Source organism: Desulfovibrio legallii (genome assembly GCF_900102485.1).
Taxonomy (GTDB): Bacteria; Desulfobacterota; Desulfovibrionia; order Desulfovibrionales; family Desulfovibrionaceae; genus Desulfovibrio; species Desulfovibrio legallii_A.
The window spans coordinates 97,016-116,219 of the sequence record NZ_FNBX01000007.1; the positions used below are offsets into that span (position 1 = coordinate 97,016).

15 protein-coding genes are annotated in these 19,204 nt (G+C 66.2%); 4 read left to right on the forward strand and 11 right to left on the reverse strand.

The window, feature by feature from the left end; all coding sequences use genetic code 11:
- Positions 1-130: 130 nt before the first annotated feature.
- Complete coding sequence (locus tag BLS55_RS05920; RefSeq protein WP_092153464.1) at positions 131-1,270, forward strand: D-alanyl-D-alanine carboxypeptidase family protein; 1,140 nt, start codon at positions 131-133, stop codon at positions 1,268-1,270.
- A gap of 991 nt (positions 1,271-2,261) precedes the next feature.
- Here the strand turns inward: BLS55_RS05920 and BLS55_RS05925 are convergent.
- Positions 2,262-2,606, reverse strand: a complete 345-nt coding sequence (locus BLS55_RS05925) for a DUF134 domain-containing protein (protein WP_092153441.1) — start codon at positions 2,604-2,606, stop codon at positions 2,262-2,264.
- Between the two features lie 320 nt (positions 2,607-2,926).
- Positions 2,927-3,346, reverse strand: coding sequence for a DUF5320 family protein (locus BLS55_RS05930; protein WP_092153442.1), 420 nt, complete (start codon positions 3,344-3,346; stop codon positions 2,927-2,929).
- Positions 3,347-3,541: 195 nt separating this feature from the next.
- Here BLS55_RS05930 and BLS55_RS05935 point away from each other — a divergent pair, with 195 nt between their 5' ends.
- Both BLS55_RS05935 and aldA read left to right on the forward strand, forming a co-directional pair.
- Positions 3,542-4,390, forward strand: coding sequence for an Mrp/NBP35 family ATP-binding protein (locus BLS55_RS05935; RefSeq protein ID WP_092153443.1), 849 nt, complete (start codon positions 3,542-3,544; stop codon positions 4,388-4,390).
- Positions 4,391-4,518: 128 nt separating this feature from the next.
- Positions 4,519-5,952 carry an aldehyde dehydrogenase gene (gene aldA, locus BLS55_RS05940; protein WP_092153444.1) on the forward strand — a complete coding sequence of 478 codons (1,434 nt, stop codon included), beginning with the start codon at positions 4,519-4,521 and terminating at the stop codon, positions 5,950-5,952.
- A 394-nt stretch (positions 5,953-6,346) separates the two neighbouring features.
- Here the strand turns inward: aldA and BLS55_RS05945 are convergent, their stop codons facing one another.
- From BLS55_RS05945 to BLS55_RS05985, 9 genes are all read right to left on the reverse strand, one after another.
- Entirely contained in the window at positions 6,347-6,781 is a 435-nt protein-coding gene (locus BLS55_RS05945) for a cytochrome c3 family protein (RefSeq protein WP_092153445.1), read from the reverse strand.
- 57 nt (positions 6,782-6,838) lie between these two features.
- On the reverse strand, positions 6,839-7,801 hold the full coding sequence (locus tag BLS55_RS05950) for a formate dehydrogenase accessory protein FdhE (RefSeq protein WP_092153446.1): 963 nt from the start codon (positions 7,799-7,801) through the stop codon (positions 6,839-6,841).
- A gap of 160 nt (positions 7,802-7,961) precedes the next feature.
- A complete protein-coding gene (locus BLS55_RS05955; RefSeq protein ID WP_092153447.1) occupies positions 7,962-8,621 on the reverse strand; it encodes a 4Fe-4S dicluster domain-containing protein in 660 nt (219 codons plus the stop codon).
- 89 nt (positions 8,622-8,710) lie between these two features.
- A complete protein-coding gene (gene fdnG, locus BLS55_RS05960; RefSeq protein ID WP_092153448.1) occupies positions 8,711-11,752 on the reverse strand; it encodes a formate dehydrogenase-N subunit alpha in 3,042 nt (1,013 codons plus the stop codon).
- 675 nt (positions 11,753-12,427) lie between these two features.
- Complete coding sequence (locus tag BLS55_RS05965; RefSeq protein WP_092153449.1) at positions 12,428-13,351, reverse strand: hypothetical protein; 924 nt, start codon at positions 13,349-13,351, stop codon at positions 12,428-12,430.
- Positions 13,352-13,445: 94 nt separating this feature from the next.
- The gene (locus tag BLS55_RS05970; protein ID WP_257243149.1) at positions 13,446-13,793 is read right to left on the reverse strand and encodes a hypothetical protein; all 348 of its coding nucleotides are present in this window, start codon (positions 13,791-13,793) and stop codon (positions 13,446-13,448) included.
- Between the two features lie 239 nt (positions 13,794-14,032).
- On the reverse strand, positions 14,033-14,629 hold the full coding sequence (locus BLS55_RS05975; protein WP_092153450.1) for a DUF4881 domain-containing protein: 597 nt from the start codon (positions 14,627-14,629) through the stop codon (positions 14,033-14,035).
- A 12-nt stretch (positions 14,630-14,641) separates the two neighbouring features.
- On the reverse strand, positions 14,642-15,706 hold the full coding sequence (locus BLS55_RS05980) for a sulfite exporter TauE/SafE family protein (protein WP_092153451.1): 1,065 nt from the start codon (positions 15,704-15,706) through the stop codon (positions 14,642-14,644).
- A 16-nt stretch (positions 15,707-15,722) separates the two neighbouring features.
- Positions 15,723-16,022 (reverse strand): DVU0150 family protein, encoded by a 300-nt coding sequence (locus tag BLS55_RS05985; RefSeq protein ID WP_092153465.1) that lies wholly within the window; start codon positions 16,020-16,022, stop codon positions 15,723-15,725.
- A 489-nt stretch (positions 16,023-16,511) separates the two neighbouring features.
- Between BLS55_RS05985 and BLS55_RS12380 the strand changes: the two genes are divergently transcribed.
- Positions 16,512-19,184 (forward strand): sigma-54-dependent transcriptional regulator, encoded by a 2,673-nt coding sequence (locus BLS55_RS12380; protein ID WP_092153452.1) that lies wholly within the window; start codon positions 16,512-16,514, stop codon positions 19,182-19,184.
- Positions 19,185-19,204: the final 20 nt, after the last annotated feature.

Genomic DNA, 19,204 nt, shown 5'->3' on the forward strand with positions numbered 1-19,204 from the left:
GGCAATAAATTGTCTACTGTTTTTCTAGATTAAGAACATCCCCGCCCCGCCGCCGTCGCGCAGGACCAGGCCCCAGCCGCATGGCCCCATGCGCCGCCGCACGAACCCGGAGCGAACCGAGGGTATGCGCATGAACAAAGTGCCTTTTGCCGCCGCACGCGGCCGCGCCCCGCGCGCCGCAGTCCTGGCCCTGAGCTGCCTGTGCTGGCTGCTGGTCGGGCTTGCCGCCGTGGGCCGCGCCGCGCCGCCTGTGCCCGAACACGGCGCAGTGGCGGTCTGCTCCGCCATCCTCTACGATCTGGATCAGGACGCCATTCTTTTTGAGCAGAACGCCGATGTGCCCATCCCCCCGGCCTCCCTCACCAAGGTGCTTTCCATGTTCCTGGCCCTGGACCAGATTCGCGCCGGGCTCGCCAGCCTGAACAGCCCCGTGACCGTCAGCCGCCTGGCCGCACGCACCGGCGGCTCGCGCATGGGCCTGCGCCAGCGCGAACAGCTCACCCTGGAACAGCTCCTCACCGGCATGGCCGTGTCCTCCGGCAACGACGCCAGCACCGCTGTGGCCGAATTCGTGGGCGGCTCCGTGCCCGCCTTCGTCAACATGATGAACGCCAAGGCCCGCAGCCTGGGCATGCGGGACAGCGTCTTCCGCAATCCCCACGGCCTGCCCGCCCGCGGGCAGGTGACCACCGCCCGCGACATGCTGGCCCTTGCCCGCGCCTACCTGCGCACCTATCCGGAAGCTCTGCGCTTCCACAGCACCCATGTGCTCAACCACCGGGGCAGCGTCACCTGGAACCGCAACCCCCTCCTGGGCCAGTACCCCGGCGCGGACGGCCTCAAAACCGGCTGGACCAACGCCTCCGGCTACAATCTCATCTTTACCGCCACCCAGGGCAACCGCCGCCTCCTGGCCGTGATCATGGGCGCGCCAGACTCCCGCACCCGCAGCGTGGAAGCCTTCCGCCTGCTGGACGCGGGCTTCAAAGTCTGCGCCAACCAGGCCGTCTCCGTGGCCGCCGCCCTGGATGCCCTGCCCCCCAACGCCTACCGGCCCGATCCGCACCTCCTGGCCCGCGAGGCCAGCCGCCTCTACGCCGGCGCAGACCAGACCCCGCGCAAACAACAGGTGCGCAAGGCCGCCCGCCAGCAGGATAAACACCTCAAAGCCGCCAAAACCAAAAAGGCCGCCGGCCAGAAAGCCGCCCGCCACAAACGCGCCGACGGCCAGGCCGCCCGCCGCGTTGCCGCAGCTAACCAAGCAAGTTAAAAGGATTTGGGGGAATATTTTTGTGGGGGGAAGGGGGGACTTTTGTGTACAAAAGTCCCCCCTTCCCCCCACGCCCCCCATCCCCTTCAAAAAACTTTTCTCCCCTCAGGCAACACGCAGAACGCACCCAGGCTGAACGGCTGCACGCTTCTCACGGCAGTACACCTTCCGGCTGGGGCGTCCAGGGCGGCGGGACGCTGCGGATTTTGGCCGCCGCGCTCTTGGCATGGGCATCCGGAAGAACGGCGGCAAGGGCCTCTGGCAAGGGCCTCTGGCAAGGGCAACGGCAGCGACGGCAAGGGCAACGGCAAGGGCATCCGGGGCGGCGGGACGCTGCGGATTTTGGTCCCTGGCAAGGAAGCGGCCCCGCCCGGACGGGGATAGTACTCTTAGGGCATTTCAACTTTGAAATGCCCTGGCGGCTGCGTGAGCAGACGCCCGCTGTGGAGGCGTAAGCGCAATTTATTTGCGCTGTTAAGCGCCGAAACAAGCGTGCCTTAAACGTTGAGAATGCCTGTTCTCAAAGGTAATCTGCTTCAGGTACAGACCCGGCCGGAAAGGGGCCGCTGACGCCGCTGGCCGCAAGGCCGCCGCGCTCTTGGCAAGGGCATCCGGAAGAACGGCGGCAAGGGCCTCTGGCAAGGGCGACGGCAGCGACGGCAAGGGCCTCTGGCAAGGGCCTCTGGCAAGGGCGACGGCAGCGACGGCAAGGGCAACGGCAAGGGCATCCGGCAGCGACGGCAAGGGCAACGGCAAGGGCATCCGGCAGCGACGGCAAGGGCAACGGCAAGGGCATCCGGCAGCGACGGCAAGGGCAACGGCAAGGGCATCCGGGGCGGCGGGACGCTGCGGATTTTGGTCCCTGGCAAGGAAGCGGCCCCGCCCGGACGGGGATAGTACTCTTAGGTACAGACCCGGCCGGAAAGGGGCCGCTGACGCCGCCAGGGGGCAAAATCCGCGCGTCCCGCCGCCCCGGATAATATAACAAAAATCAAAGGCCACGCCGCCGCCTACACCCCCCCGCCCCGCACTGCGGGCCATGCCCGTCGCAGAGCTGATAGTCGCCGCCCGCAATGCGCAGCCGCCGCCCATTGACCAGGGCTTCCGCCACTTTGCGGCGCGCCGCGGCATAAATGCTCTGCACCGTGGTGCGGGCAATGCGCATCTTTTCTGCACAGGACTCCTGGTTGAGCCCTTCCAGATCAATAAGGCGCACGGCCTCGTATTCATCCACCGTCATGACCACCTCGCCCTGCGGCGGGCGCGGCCCCAACGGCCCGAAGCTGTCGCTCTCCGGCAGACAGCAGACCCTGCGCCATTTTCTGGGACGCGGCATGGATTGACCTCAGCGTTGGATTCCTGAAAAAAACCGGGGCGCGCGGCCCCGCTTCCTGCACTTGCAGGTTACGCTTCCTGCGTCGGTTTGTAAAAATCCGACGGCGACGGACGCGGGGCGTTGCCCGCCGCCATCGGTCCTTTGGAACCCTTTGCCTTTGCCAAACCAGAGCGGCAAAGGCAAGCGGACGCGCGCTCCGGCTTTTGCCGCCCCGCCCCACGGCGGGGCAGATGGAGCAGAAGCCGGATTCTGACGCGCCGGAAGCCCCCACGTAGGCGGGGAACCGCGTCAGATGCGGCCCGCCCGCGTGGCGTCAGGGATTACGCTTTTTCGGCATCGGGCCCGCTGGCGACCACAGGGGCGGCGTCGGGCGCGGCGGGCGCTGCCGGGGCGGCCGCCCGGCCCTGCCCCATGCCCATTCCTTGGCCCATGCCCATTCCTTGGCCCATGCCCATTCCTTGGCCCATGCCCATTCCTTGGCCCATGCCCATTCCTTGGCCCATGCCCTGGCCACGGCCTCTGCCGCGCCCCTGGCCCATGCCCTGACCATTGCCCTGGCACGCGCCGCGCCGCTGGCCGCAACGCCGCGCCCGTCCCATGCCCCGGCCCTGCGCCGGGCCTGCTTCCTGACCTGCGGCCTGGGCCGCATCCGCGCCGTTCTGCGCGTTGCCGCACGTTCCCATGCCCCGCCCGGTGCGGGAACCCTTGCCTTCAGGACCTGTGTGATTGTAACAAGGCATATTGCCCTCCTTGTGTGCAGGGGCGCCGCGGGGTATCCTTTCAGGTCGGCCCCTGGGCCCTGCGTTTCTCTTGCCAGAATTGGCGGGAGTTGTTATTTGACATATGTCGTAAATCCATTTAGGCCCAGTTTATGACATATGTCAATAAAAATTCTGGGCAGCTTAAAAACTTTTACCTCAGGAAGGCAAATTCCCATGAGCGAACAGTGCAGTCACGAGTGCGGCGCCTGCGGGGAGCAGTGCGCGGAGCGCCAGGCGGAGCAGACGGATTTTCACGTCAAGCCGCACCCGCAGAGCCGCGTGGGCAAAGTGGTGGCGATCATGAGCGGCAAGGGCGGGGTGGGCAAATCCCTGGTCACGGCCCTGCTGGCTACGGGCATGACCCGGCGGGGGCGGCAGAGCGCCGTTCTGGATGCGGACATCACCGGCCCTTCCATCCCCAAAATCTTCGGCCAGCACGGCAAGGCCATGGCCAACGAATCCGGCCTGCTGCCGGTGCGCAGCCAGGGCGGGGTGCAGATCATGTCCATGAACCTGCTGCTGCCGGGCGAAAGCGATGCCGTCATCTGGCGCGGGCCCATCATCGGCGGGGTGGTCAAGCAGTTCTGGTCTGAAGTGATCTGGAAGGATGTGGACTACATGTTTGTGGACATGCCCCCAGGAACGGGCGACGTGCCCCTGACCGTATTCCAGTCCCTGCCTGTGGACGGCATTGTGGTGGTGACCTCGCCCCAGGATCTGGTTTCCATGATTGTGGAGAAGGCCATCGACATGGCCCGGCAGATGGATATCCCCATCCTGGGCCTGGTGGAAAACATGGCCTACTTCAAATGCCCGGACAACGGCAAGGAGTACAAAATTTTCGGTGAGAGCCGCCTGGACGAGGTGGCCGCGCGCCACCACCTGCCCGTGCTGGGCCGCCTGCCCATTGATCCGGCCCTGGCCGCGGCCTGTGACGCCGGAAACGTGGAATCCGTCGCCGGGCCCTGGCTGGACAAGGCCCTGGACGCGGTGGAGGGCCTGGAGGCCCGGCCCGCAGCCTGAACCTCCGCGCCTGCGCCGCGCTTTCTGCGGGCGGCAGGCCTGCGGCCCCGCAAGGCTCGCAGGTCTGCCGCCTGTCTTTACCTTTGGGGCAGACTGGGGCTATGGTTCGGGAAACCAAGGAGCAGCCTATGCGCACCTATCAGCAGTTCATCAACGGCAAACTGGTTTCCCGTCCCGGTCAGGGCATGATTGAGGTGGAAAACCCCTCTACCGGAAAAATTATGGCCCAGACCCCCAACGGCGGGCGCGAAGACGCCCTGGAGGCCCTGGAGGCCGCCCACAAGGCTCAGGAGGCCTGGGCCGCGCAGCCCGCCGCCGCCCGCGGCGCGTACCTCAAGCAGATGGCCGCCCTGGTGCGCAAGCACCGCACAGAGCTGGCCCGTCTGCTGGCCGAAGAACAGGCCAAAACCCTGCCTCTGGCCTATGCGGAAATTGACGGCACCGCGGAATATTTCGATTATTACGCCGGATGGTCCCGCATCTATGAGGGCGAAATCATCCAGAGCGACCGCCAGCGCGAAAACATCCTGCTCTACCGCCAGCCCATCGGCGTAGTGGCGGGCATCTGCCCCTGGAACTTCCCCTTCTTTGTCATGGCCCGCAAGGTGGCCCCCTCCCTGCTCACCGGTTGCACGGCCGTTATCAAGCCCAGCAGCATCGCGCCCGTAACGGTCATGGAATTTGCCAAAATGGTGGCCGAGCTGGACCTGCCCGCCGGCGTGCTCAACTTTGTCACCGGCGGCGGCTCCACCCTGGGCGAGGCCCTTTCCTCCAGCCCGCTGGTGGACATGGTTACCCTTACCGGCAGTGTGGAGGCCGGCCAGCGCATCATCGCCGCCAGCGCGGCCAACGTCACCAAGGTTTCCCTGGAGCTGGGCGGCAAGGCCCCGGTCATCGTCTGCGCCGATGCCGACCTGGACCTGGCCGTGCGCGGCGTCACGGCCTCGCGCACCATCTTCAGCGGGCAGGTCTGCAACTGCGCCGAGCGCCTCTATGTGCAGGACAGCATTGCGGAACAGTTTGCCGACAAGCTGGCCGAAGCCTTTGCCAAGGTGCGCCTGGGCGATCCCTTTGACGAGCCCGCCCCCGACATGTGCAGCCAGATCAGCGCCGAGCACCTGGAAAAAATCGACGGCATGGTCAAGCGCGCCAAGGCCGACGGCGCGGAGACCATTACCGGCGGCGCGCCCCTGAGCCGCGGCGCGGGCTACTTCTACGCCCCCACCCTGCTGGGCAACTGCCGCCAGGATATGGAAATCGTGCGCAAGGAAGTGTTCGGCCCCGTGCTGCCCATGCTCACCTTCCACACCCTGGATGAGGCCATTGCCATGGCCAACGACTGCGAATACGGGCTCACCTCCTCCATCTTCACCACCAAGCTCACCAACACACTGGAGGCCGTTAACCGCCTCAAGTTCGGTGAAACCTACGTCAACCGCGAGCACTTTGAGGCCATGCAGGGCTTCCACGCCGGGTGGCGCAAGTCCGGCATCGGCGGGGCCGACGGCAAGCATGGCCTGATGGAGTATCTGCAGACCCATGTGGCTTATATCGACTATTAAGCGCCAGCGCTGCGCTTACAGCGCGGGCTATGCGGGGGGCGGTTTCGCCCCCCTTTTTTTCGCCCTGCAAACAATGCGGAAGGCTGGCGCAGCGATGCTGCCGCAAACGCTTTCCGCCATGTTTCTGCGGGGCGGAGCAGGAAGCCGGGCGATACCCGGACCGCAGGCTTGCCTGCCCTGCGGCCGCCCCCTTTATGCGCGCGTAACAACCTGGAAGGACACCCGGACAGCAGCGCAAGAATACAAAACCGCCTGCCCAGGGTGAGCCTGTCGCGTCCCCTGAGGGGGAAAAGTTTTTTTGAAGGGGATGGGGGGCGTGGGGGGGAAGGGGAAACTTTTGTTCACAAAAGTTTCCCCTTCCCCCCCACAAAAAAGATCTGCTCTGCAGCGCTCGTTACTTGCCGGCTTTGGCGGCGGCTTCGCGGGCGGCGGGGCTCATGTGGCAGGGGCGGCAGCCATTGAATTTGGCGTAGCGGGCCGGATCCTGGGCTTTTTTCTGGGAGTGGCAGCCGTAGCAGGAGCGGTCGGAATTTTTGGAGTGGAAGGCCATGAACATGCTCATGGGGTCGCGTTCGCGCGCGCCGGGAGTAGCGTGGCATTCCGTGCAGGAGACGTAGCGGTCGTCGCCGGGGTTCTCGTGGTGGCAGTGGATGCAGCTGATGCCTTTGTGCGCCGTATGGGGGAACATGACGCTCATGCGGTCGGAGTTGCCGCCTTCGATCTTGATGGGATTTTTGATGATCTGCGACATTTCCTTAATGGTGCGGGCCTGCGCGTTGCCCGCCCACCAACAGGTCAGGGCCAGCATGAGAACAACAGCGTACTTCATTGGTGCTTCCTCCAGCGAGCGGTTGCGCCCGGCGAACCCGCCGTGCGTCCATAGGGGTTAAAAGGTGTTCCAGAACGAAGGGCGGAGCGGGTGCAGCTTTTTGCGGGCCGCCACCATATCCAGGTGCAGCATGCCCAGGGCCAGGGCGTCGGGGTCGGGCACGGTGTCACGTTCCCGCAGATCCACGGTGGGGCAGTAGCCTTTGCACTTGGCGCACCAGTCCAGGCGTTCGCCGTGGGCCGGGCCGCTTTCGCGCAGGATCTCCATAACGTCGTTGCCTTCGGCCCCACAGGCCGGGCAGGCCCCGCGCCGGAACTGCCAGTTGGCCCCGCACAGGCCGCAGTGGAGGTGCTTTTTGCCCCCGCCGCCCACCAGGTAGGCGTTTTTTTCGTCCACGGCGGGCTTGTCCAGCCAGCCCAGGATGGGCAGCGCCCCGCACACGGGGCAGCAGCCTTCGCGCCACAGGCCGCCCTCGTCCCACGGGGAGGGCGCGCCTTCCGGCGCGGCCTGGGCCGCAAGGCCGCGCAGCACGGCCCCGGCTATGATCTGCGCCGCAAATTCCAGTACCGGCGGCTCCAGGCCCCAGTCTTCGGCCAGGCGGGCCAGCGCGGCGTGGTCGTCGGCCGCCACGGCCCGGACCAGCGCCTCCTGCGCGTGGACGTGCGCCGCATCTTCGGCCAGCAGGGCGGCTTCCAGGGCGGGCAGGGCGGCCCCCACGCCTTTGAGCTCCCGCAGGTGCGGCAGCAGGGTTCCGGCCGCCAGGCGCAGGGGCGCGGCGCTGCCCGTGAAATCCGCATCGGCCAGCAGGGGCACGCCCTGGCGCAGGCGATCGGGGTTCAGGGGGGGAAGGGCCAGGCCGGCTTCCGTGAGGGCGGCGGCCATGGGGGCGGCCAGGTCGGCGCGGGCGCGCAGCAGGGGGGCAAAGGCGTGCAGTACGGGGTCCAGCACGGGCCGCCAGGCGTGGAGTTCGTCCAGGGTGCGGTTCACCTGTTCGGTCGTGCGGGCAAGGGTAAGGGGCATGAGCGCTCCGGGAAAAAAGTGGGGAAGAAGGACGGCCAAGGCCATCCGCTGGAGAATAGTACCGCCCTGTGGGCATTTTTACAACTCCAGGGCGGCGGCTTCTTTGCGGGAAGCCGCTTTTTTGCGGGGGAGCGGCCTTGGCCGCTCCCCCGTGGGGGCCTTACATGAAGGCGGCGTATTCGTAATAGTGTTCTTTTTCCTCAGCCAGCAGGTAGATGACGCTTACCTCGGTGAAGTCGGCCAGGAAGGCCTTGGGGAAGCGCTTGCGGGCTTCTTCCAGACGTTTCTGGGCGAGCGGCAGGATCTCTTCCCGTTCGCCGAAGACCATGGTTCCCGTGGGGCAGGTCTTGACGCAGATGGGCTGCATGCCGGCGGAAACGCGGTCGATGCACATGTCGCACTTGGCGAGCATGCCGGTTTTGGGGTCGCGGCGGGGGATGTTGTACGGGCAGGCGTCAATGACGGCCTGGGCGTCTTCCTCGCTGAGTTGGGCGGATTTTTCCGTAACCAGCACCGCGCCGGTTTTGGGGTCTTTGACGATGGCGCCGGGCACGCTCATATCGGCCACGTCCTTGCAGACAGGCGTGAGGCAATGGCGGCACTGGTCGGGAAAAAAGTTCCAGATGACCGTGCCTTTGGCGTCCATATGCTCATTGAAGCGGACGATTTTGAGGTTGTTGGGGTTGAGGTCCGGCGGATTCTGGTGCGAGCCGCGCTGCTTGGTCTTATTGGCGGGCAGGTTGTGCCACTCTTTACAGGCCAGTTGGCAGCCCCGGCATGCCGTACACCGCGTGGTGTCGACAAGAAAGGTCTTCGGCATTGCTATGCTCCTTGGCAGGCGCGCCCTGTGGGGGACGCGCCCGCCCTGTGGGTCCGATTCCAGAGAAGCGCCCCTGGGGGGCCGCCGCTCTAGCCGATTTCAGTCAACTTCTCGGCCTTGCGCAGATTGACGCAACACGCCTTGGATTCCGGAATAGTGGTGTTGGGGTCAAAGGCCGCCACGGTCAGCCTGTTGGTGGAGTCGCCGCACTTGGGGGTCGTCCAGCCGAAGGCGAAAGGCATGCCCACCAGATGGATGGTCTTGCCCATGACGGTGAAAGGCCGGATGCGCACGGTGACCATGGCGATGGCCTCGCAGGTGCCGCGCGCGCTCTCCAGGATGACGCCGTCGCCGTTTTTGATGCCTTTTTCTTTGGCGAGCTCATGGCTCATTTCCACATAGAGCTGGGGTTCGGCCTCCAGCAGGTTGGGCACGTTGCGGGTTTCGCCGCCGCCGCACCAGTGCTCCGTAAGGCTGTAGGTGGTGAGCACGATGGGGAAGCGCGGGTCCGCGGGCGGGGCTATCTTGTCCATATCCGAGGTATGGAACTTGTAGACCGGGCTGCTCAGCTGGCTGGAGAAGGGGTGGCTCTTGAGCGGGGTTTCCGCGGGCTCGTAGTGCTCGGGGAAGGGGCCGTCCGCCGTGCCCACGCCGTAGAACTGGGCGTGGCCGTCCTTCATCATAATGAAGGGCAGCTTGCCCTTTTCCTTATCGGCCAGGGGCGGCCAGGGGCCGTCGGGCACGTCGCCCACCCATTTGGAGCCGTCCCACTGGATGACGGCCTTTTGGGGGTTCCAGGGCTGGCCGTTGGGATCCACGGAGGCGCGGTTATAAAGGATGCGCCGGTTGACGGGCCAGCACCAGGACCAGTTGGGGAAAAGGCCGATATTGGCCTGCATGGGCGTCTGGCTGGCGTCGCGGCGTTTGGACTTGTTGCCGTCCTCTTCCGTCCAGCTGCCGCTGTAGAGCCAGTTGAGGGATGAGGTCGTGCCGTCGTCCTTGAGCGCCCCGAAGGCGGGCACCTGCTGGCCGCGTTTGTACTGCTTGTTGCCCACCTTGCCGTCGGCCCAGAACTGGCCGTTGATACGGCGGGTCCACTCGGCGGCCACAAACTTGTCCGTCCAGTGCATCTTGAGGATGGGGTCGGGCAGCGTGCCGCCCTGCGCCTGGTACAACCCGCGGATCTTGTTGAACAGGGGCACGATAAGGTCGCCAAAGTCGCGGGCCTCGTAGCCGGGCTTCACGCCCATGTCGAACCACTGCAGCCAGCGGCCGCTGTTGCTGATGGTGCCTTCTTTTTCGATGCGGTGCGCCGAGGGCAGCAGGAAGACTTCCGTCTTGACGTTCTTGGGGTCCACGCCGGGGCGCATCCAGTTGTCCGTGGTTTCGGAGTGGTGGATTTCCGAGCAGACCAGCCAGTCCAGCTTGTCCAGCGCGGCGCGCATTTTGTTGGTGTTGGGGAAGCTGTTCATGGGGTTCACGCCCACAATGAAGCCGCCCCGCATCTTGCCCTGGTACATTTTGTCCATGGCGTACATGTAGGAGCAGTCCTCGCCCGGCTCCAGCTTGGCCAGAAGGTCGTAGCAGAAGTTGTTTTCGGGCGTGGCGGCGTCGCCGAACCAGCCTTTGAGCAGGCTGACCATGTATTTGGGCCGGTTTCCCCACCAGTTGGCGCTGTTTTTGAGCGTGGTGACGGGGGTATTGGCCTTCTGGTAGTCGGCCAGGGCCTGCCAGGGCGCGCGCGGCACGGGCAGGTAGCCCGGCAGGATGTGGTAGAGCAGGGCGTGGTCTGTGGATCCCTGCACGTTGGGCTCGCCGCGCAGAGCGTTGATGCCGCCGCCCGCCACGCCGATGTTGCCCAGCAGAAGCTGGATAAGCGTGGAGGTGCGGATGTTCTGCACGCCCACGGTGTGCTGGGTCCAGCCCAGGGCATAGAGGACGGTGCCCGCCTTGTCCGGCCTGCCGGTGGCGCAGAAGGCCTTGTAGACCTTGAGCAGGTTCTCCTGCGAAACGCCCGTGACGTCCGAGACGTTCTTGAGCGTATAGCGGGAGTAGTGCTTGCGCATGAGGTTGAGCACGCAGCGTTCGTTTTTAAGGCTGGGGTCGATGACCGGCCCGCCGTCCGGGCCCTTGGCCAGGCCCCACTTGCTTTTGTCGTACTTGCGGGTCTGGGGGTCGTAGCCGGTGAAGAGGCCGTCTTTAAAGCCGTAGCCTTCGCCCACCACAAAGGCCGCGTTGGTGTAGTTGAGGACGTAATCTTTGAAGTACAGATCGTTCTCAAGGATATAGTTGATCATGCCGCCCAGGAAGGCAATGTCCGTACCCGATCGCAGGGGCACATGGAAATCGCAGCGGGCGGAAGTACGCGAGAATTTGGGGTCCACGTGCATGAGCACGGCCCCGTTGTCCCTGGCCCGCATGATCCATTTGAAGGCCACGGGATGGTGTTCAGCGGCATTGCTGCCGATAATAAGCACTGCATCGGTATTTTTGATATCGATCCAGTGGTTGGTCATAGCGCCGCGTCCGAACGACTCTGCCAGAGCCGCAACAGTGGGGCTGTGTCAGACCCGCGCCTGGTGGTCCATATGGACAACACCCAGGCCGCGCATGGCTTGATGGATGACGGCGCACTCCTCATTGGAGGCGTGGCTGGTGCCCATCCAGAAAATGGTGTCCAGGCGGTTGACCGTCTGGCCCTTGGCGTTTTTGAGGACCATATCCTTATCGCGGGTTTCTTTAATCCGCTGGGCGATCTGGTTCAGGCACCACTCCCAATCCTTCTCCACCCACTGGTCGCTGTGGGGCGCGCGGTAGAGGGGCTTTTTCAGCCGATGGTCGCTGGTGTACATGGTGAACAGGGCCGCGCCCTTGGCGCAGAGAGCGCCCTCGTTGACGGGGAAGTCCGGATCGCCCTCGGTGGAGACCAGCTTGCCGTCCCGCACATAGGCAATGACCTGACAGCAGACGGAACAGAACGGACAGACGCTGATGACTTCCTTGGCGCCTTCGATTTTGAGCTTGCCGGCATAGGCCTGGGCCTCGCCCAGGTCAAAGCCCAGCTGCCCCAGCGTGAGGCAAAGGACTCCTGCGCCGACGCCCTTGAGGAAACTCCGTCGGGTGCTTTTCATTATACCTCTCCTTGATTTTGCCGATACAGGACGGGCGGGGCCGAGGCAGCCCCGGACGCTCCACTCTGTGCCGCGCCCGTGCGCGGCGTTCTTCCGCATCGGGGGGAATTGTTGTCACCCTATTCCAAAAATCGTGATAGTGCAAGGCTGTGCCATTATTTACAAGAGTCCTCGCCGGTTTTGCCGTCGCGGCCATCTATGCAGAATAGCATACCATTCGGCAGGCGCGGACAGATTCTGGCCCGTGCGCGCCAAAAAAGACGGACTGCCGCTTTTCGGGTGCCCGCCGCGTGGGCGTCGCCTGCCAGGGAGGGGCACGCCCCAAGGGCAACCACGGGTACGCCCTGTTGCCTCGCTGAAGGGGAAAAAAGTTTTTTGAAGGGGATGGGGGGCGTGGGGGGAGGAAGAGGAAACGTTTGGTCAGCTTAGCCCGTTACGACGAAGGAGCTTAGCCCGTTACGACGAAGGAGCTTAGCCCGTTACGACGAAGGAGCTTAGCCCGTTACGACGAAGGAAGTTACGGGCGAAGACAGCAGCGCTAGTTACGGGCGAAGACAGCAGCGCTAGTTACGGGCGAAGACAGCAGCGCTCAAAAGTTTCCCCTTCCCCCCACACAAAAACCATTCTCTCGTGCGGCCGCGCGGGGGATCGCGCCCCGCGCGGCCTGGCCGTGGGTCAGCGCCCTGTGGCCTGAGGAGTGCGCGGCCTTGGGGGCCGCAGGCGCACCAGGCAGCCTGGCCGCACGGCGGAACGGGTAGAAGAGGGAAAGGCGACGGCCGTGTTCTGCTCCAGCAGCAGCTCCAGCACGCCGCGGGGCTTGGGGGGCAGGGCCTGGGCCACGGCCTGGCCCAAGGGGCGGCCTTGCGGGTCCAGCACGGCGCAGGGCGTGCCCGGCGCGGGGGCGGGCGCGCCCAGGAGCAGACACCAGAGGCGCCGGCCTGTTGCCTCGGCCTGCACGCGCAGCACCTCGCCGCAGCCCAGGGCCGCCAGCAGACGCTGGCAGCGGCTGCCCAGGGCAAAGACCAGCACGCCCGCCACAAGGACGGGCAAAAACAAGCTCGCCGCCAGGATAAAGGGGCTCCAGCCCAGCAGCCTTTGCAGCAGGGAAAGGGCGGCCGCGCGCCGGGCGCTGTCGTCGGCGTACACCAGCACGCTCAGGCTCTGGTCGGTGCTTGCGGGCGCGTCGCGAAAGCGGATGCGCAGGCTGTAGCGCCCCGGCTCGGCCGCGGGCCCGGCGGCCACCTGTGCGCGCCACATGCCGTTGCCCATCCAGTAGCCAGTAAAAAATCCTTCCAGGCGGAAGGTCAGGGCCGGGTCCGGCGGGTCGAAGGTGACCTGCAGATCGCTGTCCACAGGATTTTTCAGGGCTGCCGGGCCGGAGACGCTCAGGCTTTCTCCGGGGGTGAGCTCAAGCACGTCCGCGCCGGCGCGCATGAGCCCCTGGATGCCGTCGGCCAGGGCCAGCAGGGCCAGAACCAGCAGGGCGGCGCAGCACGCGCCCAGCCGTCGCTGGACGCCGCGAAAGCGCGCGTATTCACGCCAGGCGGCGTCGGACGCGGCCGCGGAAGCTGCAGGTGGCGGCGTGGGCGTATGGGGCATGGGGGTTCCCTCCTGCGACGGTTATGACCCTGCGGCGGGCGCAAAGCAAGCCTGCGGCGCGGGGGCGTCGGGCCGGGTGCGGGGATCGGCGACGTCAGGCGGCGCTGCCCGGCCGAATGGACAGGGAGGGTCGGCCGCGCGCGGGCAGGGCCTGCGGCGCGGGCTCGGCCACCTGCCAGCGGACCAGGCTTTTGCCGTGGCCGGGCAGCTCCACCAGGCTCTGTCCGACGGCGGGCCAGCGGCGGCGCACCAGGCGGGTCAGCCAGAAGGCCGCGACCCAGGCGGGCACGCTGATGCCGAAAAACCAGGCGCTGAACACCAGCTCGGAGGCCGCGGCGCTGTGCGAGGCCATATACATGGCCACAAACACGGCCGCCACCATCGTCAGGTTGGCCAGCACCCGAATAAGGCCTGCGTACAGGGATTGCCGGTAACTGTTCACGTCTTCCTCCTTTTTGCGGCGGTCAATCGTGCCGCAAGCGGCCGGGGCCGTGACGCCCCCTCGTGGGGACAGGCCTGCCAGGACCGGGGCCTCCGGACGGAGCGGTCAGGCAGAAATTCCGGGCGGCGCTTCCGGCAAAGCCGGAGCGGAACGCGTCCGCTCCGGCCGTTATATGCGGCGGAGGGGAGCCGCCGCGTGCTTACCGGGCGGGGCGGCATGATCCCCGCCCGGTCTGGGGGCTACTTCTTGAAGATATTGGTCTTGGTTACGTTCATAACGCGAATGGCCTGGCCCTTCTCCGCATTGCGGAAGGCCACACGCACTTCGTGTCCGGCCGTCCAGGCGTAGGGCGGCAGATCCAGGGCTTCGGCCGGAACCTTAAAGGTGAGCAGCGCCTTGAGCCTGGCGGAATACACGGTGATGGAGCTCTGCTCCTTATCCACCACGGGGAAGGTCTTGCCCGCCACCTTGGGGTGGTCCGCGCCGATGTTCTTTTCCACATCCGTAAACTGCACGGGCAGCTCCCGCACGCTCTTGGAGACGGGCTCGTAGATCAGCACCGCAGACTTTTTGAGGTCGATCATCAGGCGGCCGCCGGGGGTGGGCGCGGGGCCCATATCCTTGGACTCGGCGGGCAGCTTGAAGGTGTGTACGCCGCCGCTGTAGTGCGGGTTGAACTGATCGTGGGTCACGTCCACCACGATGGTCACGGTTTTTGCGGCGGGGTCGAAGGCCACGCAACGGCCCTGCTCCACCCCACCGTCAAAGTTGCAGCCGGCAAGCAGGGCGAGGGAGCCGACCATTGCCAGCGTAAGCAGCAGATTTTGCATCTTCATGGCGCGTCTCCTTTAGTTGGCGGCGGGCTGGCGCTTCTTGGCGGCCAATTCCGCCTTGGCTCCCTGCACCATCTTAACGGTGATGTAGAGGGAAATGCCCGTCACCAGGGTGAGCACCACCACGGTGGCAACAAGGCCAAGCAGCCAGTTCCAGGCCGGCAGTTCGGCCTGCAGCAGCTTGAGCAGCACGGAAAGGAGGCAGCCCACCACGGCCAGGCCGAACACAAAGCGGATGCCGTAACCCTTGACGTACTTGGTGGCCACCACGCCGATCTGCGCGCCGATGGCCGCGCCGCAAAGCATGATCAGGGCGGCCAGGAGCTCCACGCGGCCCTTGTAAGCGTAAGAAGCCGCGCCATAGAGGCCGGAGATGGCCACTTCAAAAAGGTCCGTGCCCACGGCCAGGTGCGTGGGGCAGCCCACCAGGTACACCAGGGCGGGCATGCGGATAAGCCCGCCGCCGATGCCCAGGATGCCGGCCAGCCAGCCGGTGAAGAGGCTGACGATCAGCGGCAGCCAGGCCGAGCAGGTGATGTTGGCGTGCGTATAGTGCACCACGGGCGGGATGTGGATGGCCTGCAGGCGCGAGGCCCAGTCCACGCCGGTGGCGGTGCTGTCCAGCTGCTTGTGCTGGGCCAGGGCCTCACGCTCCTTGCGCTTGCGGGCGGCGATGTCGTGGAAGACCAGCCAGGCCAGCAGGAAGAGCAGCACCACATAGAGCCAGCGCACCACTTTATCCACGGAGCCCAGGCGCTCCAGCCACATGACCATCTGCGCGCCCAGTTCCATGCCGATGATGGTTCCCACCAGCATGGTCAGGCCCAGGGCGTAGTCCACGTTGCCGAACTTGCCGTGCCGCATGGTGGAGATAAGCGATTTGCCCGCCATCTGCGCCATGTCCGTGCCGATGGCAAAAGCCATGGGGAAGCCCAGAATGTTCAGGCCGGGCGTCACCATCCACGCGCCGCCCATGCCGAAGAACCCGCCGATGATTCCCACGCCCAGCCCCAGAATGATCAGTCCCGGCCAGAAGATGTGCACGCCGGAAATGGGCATCAACATATACAACCAGTCCATATGCGCCTCCTTCCGGCTACTTTTCCGCCAGATCGCGGTGCTTGAGGTCGATGCCGATGTGCGACATGACCAGGTCGGCCAGCCACCCGAAAATCACGCCCACAACGGGGATGATGATCATGGTCAGAATGGCGAAGAAGAAATGGCTTTCATTATACATCTCCGCCCACCAGTAAAGGATGCCGTCCAGTTTGCGCGTATCCGCAACGATGACCACATCCGCCGACTTCTTGGCCGCCAGGGCCAGGGACGGCATGGCCGCGACCATCAGGGCGCAGCCGGCGATCCAGGTCCAGCACTTCCGTAGTCTGCTCATGATTCCCTCCAGATCCAAAAACATTTCAGGGCCGTTTGGTGCGGTCGGGCCCGCGGCCCGCCGCCGTATGCCATGCAGTTGTGAAAATTATAGCAACGCCCGTGCCATTGCGCGTCGTTCCCCGCCCGCGCTGAGCGCGCAACAGGGGCTATCCGGGGTCCGCAGAGCCCCCAAAGCGACGGAAAAACCAAGGGCGGAGGGCCGCACAGGCGCCACGGCCTGGGCCTTTTGGGCCCCAGAGCTGCGGCTGGGCCAGAGCAACCGGCTGAAATCCTGGCCTTTTGCGCCGCAGGCGAACCGCAGCCCCCCCACGGCCACGCGCGCAGGATCGGGGCCGAGCCGCAAAAAAATCGGGCCGCAAAAAAATCGCGCGGCCGCCTCCCCGTGGGGGGAAATTTGCCGCCCGTTTGCGGGAAGGGGCTTGCGTCGGGACAGAAACCCCTCTATAGTCAGACCAGATTGCGCTTTTTTGCGCAAGGGAGGACGGGCGTGCGATTCCCCAGACCCCTACCCGGCGGCAGCTCGCTGGAGCTGACCAGTTTTTTCCTCAACCGCAGCCTGTGCAGCCGCATGCTCATGCTGGGCCTGCCTTTGCTGGCCGTGGTGCTGCTGCTCATCGTGCTGTTTACGGGCAAGGCCGTGGATACGGTCCTGAACCGCGCAATTGCGCGCAACGCCCAGCTCCAGACCCAGGCCATGCGCCTGGCCCTGGAAGAAACCCTGGCCGAAACCCGCAATCAGCTGCTCATCCTGGCCGCCGGGTCCATGGACCTTAAGGCCATGACCGATCGCTTCCGCTTCCGCGTGCGGACCAAGGGGCCGCGCTACCGGGAGGTGGCCTTTATGGGCCTCACCCCGGAAAGCCGCTATGTACTGCTCAACCACGAGGGCGCGGTCATCAGCGTTCCCCCCCAGGCGGCCCTGGCCAGCCCTACGGGGCCCTTCCACCACATGTGCGGCGAGCAGCGGCCGGGCTACGTCTCCGTAGGGCAGCCGCTGGAAGCGGTCTACCCTCTGGTGCCGGTGGGCAACGCGCTGCAGACCGTCACCCTCTATGTGCTGCGCTTCTCCACGCCGGTCTACGACGCCCAGGGCCATTTCGCGGGCTGCCTGCTCCTCTCCCTGGACCTGCACGAGCTGCGCGACACCATTTCAGCCTATTCCGCGCCTGAGGCCCCCATCGCCGCCGACGCGGAAACCCGGGTCCGCAGCCTGTTCTTCGACCGCGAAGGCTGGATGCTCTTCCAGTCCGAACCCAACGACGCGGCCCTGAACAAAAAAAGCCTGAACACGGACATCGTGCGGGCGGGCTTTGCGGGCGACTTCGGCAGGCCGGGCTTCAACCTGGCCTTCCGCCCGGGCCCGGACCACCTCAGCTACTGGAGCATGGTGGCGGACGTGCAGGAGGGCCGCTCCGGCCAGCTGCCCATGCGCGAAAGCGTCACCGTCTGGAGCAACGGGCAGATGCGCGTGGAGCGGGTCAGTTATGTGCCCGTGACCTTTCAGCCGGAAGTGGCGGCCCCGCCGGTGGTGCTGGGCGGCCTGGCCGTGCTGGACACCAGCTTCACCACCACCCGCGCGGGCATGCAGATCATGGGCATCTACATCGCCGCCTTCGGCGGCGGCTTTCTGCTGCTGGGCCTGAGCCTCTGGTGGCTGGCCCGCCAGATGAGCGGCTGCCTGCGCAGCGTCACCGGCCGCCTGCACGAACGCAACGCCGAGGACAGCGCAGCGCCCCTCAACCTTCCCCCCATGCCCGTAGAGCTGGAACGGCTGCGCACGGATATCGACGCCCTGCTGGAGCGGCTGCGCCAGGTCAGGGAACTCTGCCGCAGCCAGGAGGCGGAGCACAACGCCCAGTGGCGGCGCGAACCCGTGCTTGATCTGCCCCATCCGCAGGATCTGCCCGCCCACGGCCTGGTGGGCAATTCCCCGCCCATGCGCGCCCTCTACGAGCAGGTGCGCAAAGCCGCCCAGGTCTCGGCCGACGTGCTGGTAGTGGGCGAAACGGGCACGGGCAAGGAACTGGTCTCTGCAGCCATCCACCGCCTGAGCGCCCGGCACGCCGGGCCCTTCATCACCATCAACTGCGGCGCGCTGGACGAAAACCTGCTCATGGACACGCTCTTCGGCCACATCAAAGGAGCCTTCACCGAGGCCCGCCAAAGCCGCAAGGGGGCCTTCCTGGCGGCCTGCGGCGGCACCCTCATGCTGGACGAGGTGGGCAACGCCGCCCCCAAGGTGCAGCAGGCCCTCCTGCGGGCGCTCTCCACCCGCTGCATCCGCCCCCTGGGCAGCGACAAGGACGTGCCCTTCGATACCCGCATCATCGCCGCCACCAACGCCCCCCTGCTGGACGACGCCCGCAGCGGCGGCTTCCGCGAGGATCTCTACTACCGCCTGGCCGTCATCACCATCCACACCCCGCCCCTGCGCGAACGCCGGGAAGATATCCCCACCCTCACGGTCTGTTTTCTCACCGCCGCGCACGAGGCGGCGGCGCGCAAAGCCCTGGCCGAAGGCAAACCCGCCCCCGCGGGCCCGCCGCGCCTCAGCCGGGGCGCGCTGGCCCGGCTCATGGCCCACTCCTGGCCGGGCAACGTGCGCGAGCTCAAAAACACCCTCACCCGCGCCCTGGCCTTCTGCGAAGGGGACCTGCTGTACGAGGAAAATATCCAGCTGGCTTCGGCGGAAGCGCCGCGCCCCTTAAGCGACGCGCCCGCGCCGCCTGCCGCGGACCCGAACGCAGAGGCCCCCAAGGCCCCGGCCGCCCCCGACGCCGCCCGGCAAAGCCGGGAACCCGCCCCCGACGCCGGGGAAGCCGCGGAACGCAGCCAGCCCCCGGCCGAAACCGCCGCGCAGGCCCCCGGACCCGTGCAAAGGGGCGACGCCCTGCTCCTGGCGGCCCGTCAGGCCGGTCAGGAGAGCCGCCTTAACCGCCGCATTCTGCAGACCTGGCCGCAGCTGACGGCCAAAGGCAGCGTCAGTCGGCAGGAATACCAACGCCTGGCCGGCGGGGACATTTCCGTGCGCACGGCCCTTTACGACCTGCAGCTGCTGGTCAGCCTGGGCCTGCTGCGCCGCGAAGGCCGCGGCCCGGCCCAACGCTACCTGCTCACCGGCCTGGGGCAGGCCGCTTCCGGCGATCCGCCCCCGGCATAACGGCCCGCGCGCCCTGCCGC